Raw genomic sequence first — 8,414 nt, forward strand, 5'->3', positions numbered from 1 at the left:
GGTTGGCCAGCAGCATCCACACCACGATCAGGGTGACGGTCAGGGCCGGATGCGGAAGCAGCCGTTTCATCATCCCCCCTCCCCTGGCGCCAGGACAGCGCCGCCATAGGCGCCGGCCTCATAGATCTGCTCGCCCGTCGCATTGAGATAGGCGCTCACCGGTCCGCCGGCCAAGGTCAACAGCGCCAGTATGCTGAGCAGGCCCGCCACCACCAGGGCTGAGGCGATCGGCGCCACCGCTGGCGCCGCCTTGATCTCGCCGGGCGTCGCCGCGCTCTTCCAGAACAGGGTGCTGCCCGCCCGGGCGAAGGCCAGCAGGCCGATCACCGTCGTCCCGAGAATGAAGCCCCAGATCCACCAGCCGCCCGGCGCGTCGCGGACAGCGTCGAGAATCAGGAGCTTGCCGGGAAAGCCTGAAAGCGGCGGCAGGCCCACCACCGCAATGGCCGTCAGGAAGAACAGGCCCGACAGCACCCCGGCCTGGACGAAGACCGGGCTGGGGGAAAGCACGTCACCATACTCCCCCCGCCGCCGTGCGATCTGGTCGGCCACCAGAAAGAGGGCGGCCGCCGCAAAGGTCGAGTGCGGCAGGTAGTAGAGGGCCGCGGCTGTGGACTGCGGGGTGAACACCGAGATGGCGCTCACCAGGGTCCCCATCGATCCCACCACCGAGAAGGCCGCCAGGTGTCGCAGGTTGCGCGCGCCCATCACGCCGATGAAGCCCACCAGCATGGTGGCCAGGGCGGCCGGCAGCAGATAGGGCGCAGGCGCCCAGGCCATCTCGCCAGCCCCCTCGCCAAAGGTCACGGTGGTGAAGCGCAGAATGCAATAGGCGCCGACCTTGGTCATGATCGCGAACAGGGCGGCCATGGGCGCTGAGGTCGAGGCGTAGGTCCGGGGCAGCCAGAAGTGCAGCGGCGCGATGGCGGCCTTCAGGGCGAAGACGGCGACCATCAACAGTCCGCCAGCCAGGATCAGTCCATGATCACCGACCGGCGCCTGGCCGATCCGCTCGCCCATATGGGCCATGTTCAGGGTGCCGGTCGTCCCATAGAGCAGCCCCACCGCCACCAGGAACAGGGTCGAGCCCACCAGATTGATCACCACATACTGTACGCCGGCCTTCAGCCGGGCGCCGCCGCCCCCATGCAGCATCAGGCCGTAGGAGGCGATCAGCATGACCTCGAAGAAGACGAACAGGTTGAACAGGTCTCCGGTCAGGAAGGCGCCGTTCAGCCCCAGCATCTGGAACTGGAAGAGGGGGTGGAAGTGCCAGCCCCGCCGGTCCAGCCCGGTCACCACGGCATAGATCATCACCGCCAGGGCCAGGATCGCGGTGGTGAGCAGCATGAGGGCGCTCAGCCGGTCCAGCACCAGGACGATGCCGAAGGGCGCCCGCCAGTCCCCCATCGCATAGGTCTGGGTTACGCCGGTGTCGGCCTGGGCCACCAGCACGACGGCCAGGGCCAGCAGGGCCAGGCAGCCGCCGATGGACAGCACCCGCGACTCCATCAGGCGCCGACGCAGGAAGAGCAGCATGATCGGCGCCAGCAGGGCCGGCAGCAGGACGGGGGCGACCAGCCAATGGGTCATCGGCGAGCCTCCCCAGCGGGGGGCGCGGCCGGCTCGGGGCCGAGCACCGCGCTCTCCTCGGGCGGGGGCGGCTTCTGCCCAGGGGGATCGGCCAGACCGTCCACCTGATCGACGCCGGTCTCCAGATAGGTTCGCAGGGCCAGCACGACCACCAGGGCGGTCATGCCGAAGGCGATGACGATGGCCGTCAGCACCAGGGCCTGGGGCAAGGGATCGCTATAGGCCGTGACATCCTTGCCCCAGATCGGCGGCTGGTTGATCACCACCCGCCCAGAGGCGAACAGGAAGACATTGATGGCGTAGGACATGAAGGCCAGGCCCAGGACCACGGGAAAGGTCCGCGCCCGCAGGACCAGATAGATCCCCGCCGCCGACATCACGCCCACGGCGGTGGCCACCAGAAATTCGATGCTCATGCGCCCTCGCCTCCTGGCGCCGGAGCGCGGCTCGGGTCGACATCCATGGCCAGGTCGGCCGTGGCGGGGGACTTCTCCGCCCGCTGGGCCACGCCGGAGAGGTGATGCAGGGCCAGCATGACCGCCCCGACCACGGTGAAGGCGACACCAATGTCGAAGGCGAGCGCGCTGGACAGGCCCACATCGCCGATCAATGGAATGGCCACATACTCATAGGCGCTCTTCAGGAAGGGCGTGCCGAGCGCCATGGCGGCCAGCCCCGTCAGGGCCGCGGCCAGGACGCCAAACCCGATCAGGCCGTGGTGATCCACCGGCAGACGGCGATTGGCCCAGCTATAGCCCGAGGCCATGTACTGCATCAGCAGGGCGATGGAGACCACGAGGCCGGCGATGAAGCCGCCGCCCGGCTCATTGTGCCCCCGCAGGAAGATGTAGAAACCGACCACCAGGGCCAATGGCAGCAGCAGCCGGGTGGCCACCACCAGCATCATCGGATGGTGCTCGGGCGAGCGTTTCTGATCCGGCGTCCAGGCCGCCAGACGGCGACCCGAGGCGCCCCGCCCCGCCGTCTCCAGCAGCGCGAAGATGGTCAGGGCGGCGATGCCCAGGACGATGATCTCGCCAAAGGTGTCGAAGCCCCGGAAGTCCACCAGGATCACATTGACCACATTGGTGCCGCCGCCGCCGGAATAGGAGTTGGCCCAATGGAACTCCGAGATCGAAGGCGGTCCCTCCCGCCGCAGCAGGGCCCAGGTGGCGCCGGCCATGCCGACCCCGCCCACCACCGCCAGCAGGCCGTCCCGCAGGCGCCGCCCGCGGCTGCTTTCCACCGGCGTGGTCTTGGGCATCAGGTTCAGGGCCAGCAGCAGCAGCAGGATGGTCACCACCTCCACCGAGATCTGGGTCAGGGCCAGGTCCGGAGCAGACAGGAAGACGAAGGCCAGGGAGACGATCAGGCCGATGACGCTGATGAAGATCAGCGCCAGGTAGCGGTGCCGGTGGCCCAGGACCACCGCCGTGGCGCCGCCCACCAGCAGCCCCCAGGCCACCACCGCCGCGCCCGGCGCCGGCAAGGTCGCCCGCGCGCCCTCCGCATAGTCAGCGCTGATGAAGCCGGCCAGGGCGACGATGATCGCGGCGCCGACAATGATGAACAGGTAGCGCTGCAGCGAGCCGTTATGCACCGCCTCGGTGAACCGCTGGGCGGCCCGGGCGATGACGAACACCGCGCGATCGAACATCGCCTTGGCGTCCGGCAGGCCAAGCCCCAGCCAGATCCGCTCGGCCCCGCGATGGAAGGCCAGCAGCAGGCCCCCGCCCACCAGGGCCGCCACGCTCATGGCCAGGGGCAGGTTGAAGCCGTGCCACAGCGAGAGATACTTCTCACCCGCCGTCCCGCCCGTCACCGCGGCGGACACCGCGTTCACCAGGGGTCCCGCCACCAGGGCCGGCGCCAGGCCGATGGCGATGGCCAGGATCACCAGCAGGGCTGAGGGCGCCCACATGCCGAATGGCGCGTCATGGGGCTTGGACGGATAGCTCTCCCGCTTGGGTCCGAAATAGACGCCGATCACATAGCGGAACGAGTAGGCGGCCGAGAACAGGATGCCGACCATGACGATGGCCGGGACCAGCCACGTCAGGCCGAACGCCTGAGCGCCGACGGCCTCCTCCAGCATCATCTCCTTGGAGATGAAGCCGTTCATCGGCGGGACGCCGGCCATGGCCGCGGCCGCCAGCACCGCCAGGGTCGCGGCGATCGGCATGAGGGTGAACAGGCCCCCCAGCTTGCGCAGGTCCCGGGTGCCGGCCTCGTGGTCGACAATGCCGGCGTTCATGAACAGGGCGGCCTTGAAGGTCGCGTGATTGATGATGTGGAAGACGCCCGCCACCGCCGCGGCCGGCGTGCCAAGCCCAAACAGGAAGGTCAGCATGCCCAGATGGCTGATCGTCGAATAGGCCAGCAGCCCCTTCAGGTCGTCCTTGAACAGGGCGACCATGGCGGCGAACACCATGGTGAACAGGCCCACCCCGCCCACCAGGTAGAACCAGGCCTCGGTGCCGGCCAGGGCCGGCCACAGGCGGGCCAGCAGGAAGACGCCGGCCTTCACCATGGTCGCCGAATGCAGATAGGCGCTGACCGGGGTCGGGGCGGCCATGGCGTGGGGCAGCCAGAAGTGGAACGGGAACTGAGCCGACTTGGTGAAGCAGCCCCCCAGGATCAGCAGCAGGGCCGGCAAGTACATGGGCGAGGCCTGGATCGCCGCCCCGCTCTGCAGGATGACGCTGAGGTCATAGGACCCGGCGATCTGGCCCAGGATCAGCAGGCCGGCGATCAACGACAGGCCGCCCAGACCGGTGACGGTCAGGGCCATCCGCGCCCCCTGGCGACCCTCGGGCAGGTGGCGCCAATACCCGATCAGCAGGAAGGACGAGAGGCTGGTCAGCTCCCAGAAGATCAGCAGCAGCAGGATATTGTCCGACAGGACGATGCCTACCATCGCCCCCTGGAACAGGAGCAGAAAGGCGAAGAACCGCCCCATGGGATCAGTCTTGGCCAGGTAGAACCGGGCATAGATGATGACCAGAAGGCCGATGCCCAGGATCATCCCGGCGAACATCAGCCCCAGGGCGTCGAGGAAGAAGTTGAGGTTGAGGCCAAGGGCCGGGAACCAGGCGATCCTGGTCGTCACCACCTCCCCGGCCATCACCTGCGGGGCGAGGCTGAGCAGCAGGACAAGGGCGCTGGCCGTCACAAGCCCAGTGGCCAGGGCGCAGGCGTTGCGACCCAGGCGGATGGTGAGCGCCGGCGCGAGCGCGCCTAGAAACGGCAGTAAGGCGATCCACGCCAGGGTCAAAATGGCCCTCGAGTCGATGACGTCAGGTGGGGTGTGGCCCCATCAATAGCGACGGAAGGTCACAGCCCCAATGAAATTCGCGTTATTGCGCAGCTATAGCAACCTGCGACGCGCCTCTACCCCTAGCGGCGGCGGAACTGCGGCCGCTGACCGCCGCCCATGCGGGGGCCTTCGGTCTTGTGGCGATAGGTGATGCGACCCTTTTCCAGGTCGTAGGGGGTCATTTCGACGGTGACCCGGTCGCCCACCAGCGAGCGGATGCGGTTCCGCTTCATGCGGCCGGCGGTGTAGGCGAGGATGGTGTGTTCATTGTCCAGCTGAACGCGGAACCGGCCCTCGGGCAGCAGTTCTGTGATCACGCCTTCAAACTCGATGAACTCTTCCTTGGACATATGTGTCGTCTCCTGCTGGTCGCCGACGCCCGGCGAGCCGACCGTCCGGCCGGCGCCCCAGTCCGAAGACCAGGCGGTTCAAAGTCCCCGCCAGGACGGCGGCTCGTGGTCCAGACGCGCCAAAGGCCCCGCTCTGCCCTGGCGAACCGGGGCATGGAGGAGGCTTGAGAGGCGGGCTTTTCGTGGACCGCGCTGAAACGGACTTAAGTCGAGCGTCGCGCGACGAAATGTCGAGGCTCAATCCATAGGCCCAGAGAGGGCAAATGTCCAGCCGCAGCCCCGTCATCCCCCCACGCCGCCTCGTTTTCGGCTAAGCAGGCGACCATGGAACTCAACTATGATGTGGTCGTGGCCGGCGCCGGCGCCGCTGGCATGATGTGCGCCGCCCAGGCCGCCCAGCGGGGCCGCAAGGTGCTGATCCTCGACCACGCCAAGGCGCCCGGCGAGAAGATCCGAATCTCCGGCGGCGGCCGCTGCAACTTCACCAACATCAACACGACCCCGCAGAACTTCCTGTCGGAAAATCCGCGCTTCTGCATCTCGGCCCTGCGCCGCTACCGGCCCAAGGACTTCATCGCCCTGGTGGACCGGTACGGCATCGCCCACCACGAAAAGGCTTTGGGCCAGCTGTTCTGCGACGGCTCGGCCCGCCAGATCATCGACATGCTGCTGGCCGAGATGGCCAAGGGCGGCGCCGAGCTGCGCCTTGCGACCTCCATCCAGGCCGTCAGCCACAACGACACCGGCTTCACCCTGCAGACCTCGGCCGGCGAGGTCACCTGCGAGCGCCTGGTCATCGCCACCGGCGGCAAGTCCATCCCCAAGATGGGCGCCTCAGGCTTCGGCTACGACGTCGCCCGGCAGTTCGGCCTCCGCGTCACCGACACCAGGCCAGCCCTGGTGCCGCTGACCTTCGACGTCTCCCTGCTGGAGCGCACCGCCCCCCTGGCCGGGGTCGCCGTCGACGCCACGGTGGCGGCCGGCAAGACCCGGTTTTCCGAGGCCCTGCTTTTCACCCACCGGGGCCTCAGCGGTCCAGCCATCCTGCAGGCCTCATCCTACTGGCGCGAGGGGCAGGAGATCGCCGTCGACCTGGCGCCGGGCCAGGACGTCTACGCCCATCTCCGCGCCGCCCGCACCGCCCGCGCCAAGGCCGCGCCCGGCACCATCCTGGCTGAGCTGCTCCCCAAGCGCCTGGCCCAGTTCATCGCCGAGACCCACGCCCCCAAGGGCAATATGGCCGACCAGTCCGACAAGGTGCTGCGGCCCCTGGCCGACGCCGTGAACGCCTGGCGGGTCAAGCCCGTTGGCTCCGAAGGCTACCGCACCGCCGAGGTCACCCTGGGCGGCGTCGACACCAACGAACTGGAGTCCCGCACTCTCGAGACCCGCAAGGTCCCCGGCCTCTACTTCATCGGCGAAGTGGTCGACGTCACCGGCTGGCTCGGCGGCTACAACTTCCAATGGGCCTGGGCCTCAGGCTGGAGCGCGGGGCAGTCGGTCTAGAGCTGAACGGGGCGATTCTGCACTTTGTCTTGAAGTACCGACAGGCCTACCGAAGCCGAGACTTGGCCCGGATGAAGCCCTTCGCGGGCCAGACCTACCGCTTCGCGTCACCCGCCGCGCTTTCAGCATTTATGGTCCAGCAAAAGTCCCTACGCCCTCGCTGGCGGCCTGCGTCTAATGGGCCACCACGTCAGTAGTGATAGCGGCACTGTGCGATTTCGAGTTGCTGAGCTGTGCCCGCGCCGATGACCCTATAGACGAGGCGGTCCTCCAGCGTGATGCGACGGGACCACCACCCCTTGAGCTCGCCGCGAAGCGGTTCAGGCTTTCCCATGCCTTGGAACGGCGTGCGCATGCATTCCTTGATCAGGCTGTTCAGTCGGATCAGGACGTTTGCGTCAGATTTCTGCCAGTGGAGGTAGTCCTCCCAGGCTTGATCCGCGAAGACGAGCCTCACGATTCGCTGAGTTGGCGCTCGGCGCCGGCGCCCGCATCGAGTTGGGCGATCGCATCCGTGAGGCGCTGGGCGTTGGCAGGCCGAGAGACCAGATGCAGGGTCTCTTCCATGGCGTTCCAGTCCGCCAACGAAACCATCACGACCGCCTCGCCACGGGTGCGGGTCACAACAATGGGCGCGCGATCATCGACGACCTTGTCCATCACCTTCTTCAGGTTTGCGCGGGTGTCCGAATAGGTGATCACGTCCATCTTCAATCTCCTCGTTTCTCATATGTACAAAACATCGTACAAAAAACAAGCCATAGGATGCTGCGTTGGGGGGCTCAGCTCTTCGCCCGCGACGCCCCAGCGCGTTGTCAGAGCAGATCGTCCGAAAGCAGGCGTCGTCAAAACAGGCCCTCCTTTGAGCCCAATCAGCCCCTCGTTCACGGCGTCGCCGCCTGCCCCCCAAAACCCACCTTCGCCACCGCCGCCCACGGCCCGCCGAGATAGCGCCAGACCAGCAGCCCTTCGGCGGTGATGTCGAAGGGCTCGAACTCCAGCTGCAGCCGTTCGCACAGGGCCCTCGCCTCAGCCGGGTCGGCCTTGTTCTGGATGGTGATGTGCGGACGGAAGGGCGCCCGGTCCTGGGGCGTCAGCCAGGGCGCGAAGGCCAGCGCCAGGTCGGCGCGCAGGGCCTCCAGTTCGGGCGAGGCGATTCGGTAGGCCACCCCCCGGCCGATGAACCAGGGGCCGCGCACCGCCAGCCGCATTGGCGTCCTGGCCGCGCAGGCCGTTTTCAGGATCTCGGCGATACGGGGCTCAAGGTCCCCCGGCAGGGCGTGGAACAGGGTCAGGTGCGCCGGGACCAAATTGCGATTCCGCGGAAAATGGGCCTGTCGCAGGTCGTCAAACCAGTCGAACGCCCCCTCATCCAGGGCGGCGGTGATGATCAGCGGCGGCGGCTCGGTCATGGGCTCCGTCCTTGTCCGGCCAGGGGAAGCTTGGCCGCTCTAGCCTCCGGTATGCCGCGGCCAGTTGACCTTTGGGGCAGGCTCGGGCTTGCTTAGACCACGCGATGCGCCGATCCATTTTAAGAGCGCTCGGGAGGATTTAAAATTGGCCCAGAATAAGTCGGGCGACAGCGAGCGGCTGCCGTTCAAAACCAAGCTCGCCTTCGGAGTCGGCAGCGGCGCGGAATCCATCGCGCT

The 8,414-nt window shown here is 67.5% G+C and carries 7 protein-coding genes and 1 pseudogene; 1 reads left to right on the top strand and 7 read right to left on the bottom strand.

Features of this window, described 5'->3' with window-relative positions; all coding sequences use genetic code 11:
* Nucleotides 1-69 precede the first annotated feature (69 nt).
* The 4 genes and pseudogenes from Q7V15_RS03155 to infA all read right to left on the bottom strand — a co-directional run bounded on the left by Q7V15_RS03155 (nucleotide 70) and on the right by infA (nucleotide 5,259).
* Nucleotides 70-1,593 (bottom strand): monovalent cation/H+ antiporter subunit D, encoded by a 1,524-nt coding sequence (locus Q7V15_RS03155; RefSeq protein WP_304753790.1) that lies wholly within the window; start codon nucleotides 1,591-1,593, stop codon nucleotides 70-72.
* 95 nt (nucleotides 1,594-1,688) lie between these two features.
* Nucleotides 1,689-2,003: pseudogene (locus Q7V15_RS03160) on the bottom strand (Na+/H+ antiporter subunit C); the annotation flags it as partial.
* Nucleotides 2,004-2,005: 2 nt separating this feature from the next.
* Nucleotides 2,006-4,867, bottom strand: a complete 2,862-nt coding sequence (locus tag Q7V15_RS03165) for a monovalent cation/H+ antiporter subunit A (RefSeq protein WP_304753792.1) — start codon at nucleotides 4,865-4,867, stop codon at nucleotides 2,006-2,008.
* Nucleotides 4,868-4,989: 122 nt separating this feature from the next.
* Nucleotides 4,990-5,259: a translation initiation factor IF-1 gene (gene infA / locus Q7V15_RS03170; RefSeq protein ID WP_300574777.1), complete on the bottom strand. Its 270-nt coding sequence runs from the start codon at nucleotides 5,257-5,259 to the stop codon at nucleotides 4,990-4,992.
* 324 nt (nucleotides 5,260-5,583) lie between these two features.
* On the opposite strand from infA, the gene Q7V15_RS03175 reads away from it, so the two are divergent.
* A complete protein-coding gene (locus tag Q7V15_RS03175) occupies nucleotides 5,584-6,765 on the top strand; it encodes an NAD(P)/FAD-dependent oxidoreductase (RefSeq protein WP_304753793.1) in 1,182 nt (393 codons plus the stop codon).
* A 190-nt stretch (nucleotides 6,766-6,955) separates the two neighbouring features.
* Here Q7V15_RS03175 and Q7V15_RS03180 read toward each other — a convergent pair whose 3' ends face one another.
* From Q7V15_RS03180 to Q7V15_RS03190, 3 genes are all read right to left on the bottom strand, one after another.
* A complete protein-coding gene (locus tag Q7V15_RS03180) occupies nucleotides 6,956-7,222 on the bottom strand; it encodes a Txe/YoeB family addiction module toxin (protein WP_304753794.1) in 267 nt (88 codons plus the stop codon).
* The gene (locus Q7V15_RS03185; RefSeq protein WP_304753795.1) at nucleotides 7,219-7,473 is read right to left on the bottom strand and encodes a type II toxin-antitoxin system Phd/YefM family antitoxin; all 255 of its coding nucleotides are present in this window, start codon (nucleotides 7,471-7,473) and stop codon (nucleotides 7,219-7,221) included. Before Q7V15_RS03185 ends, Q7V15_RS03180 begins: the two co-directional genes overlap by 4 nt.
* A 176-nt stretch (nucleotides 7,474-7,649) precedes the next feature.
* Nucleotides 7,650-8,177, bottom strand: a complete 528-nt coding sequence (locus Q7V15_RS03190; protein WP_304753796.1) for a 2'-5' RNA ligase family protein — start codon at nucleotides 8,175-8,177, stop codon at nucleotides 7,650-7,652.
* Nucleotides 8,178-8,414 lie beyond the last annotated feature (237 nt).

This window comes from Phenylobacterium sp., from assembly GCF_030651755.1.
GTDB lineage: Bacteria > Pseudomonadota > Alphaproteobacteria > Caulobacterales > Caulobacteraceae > Phenylobacterium.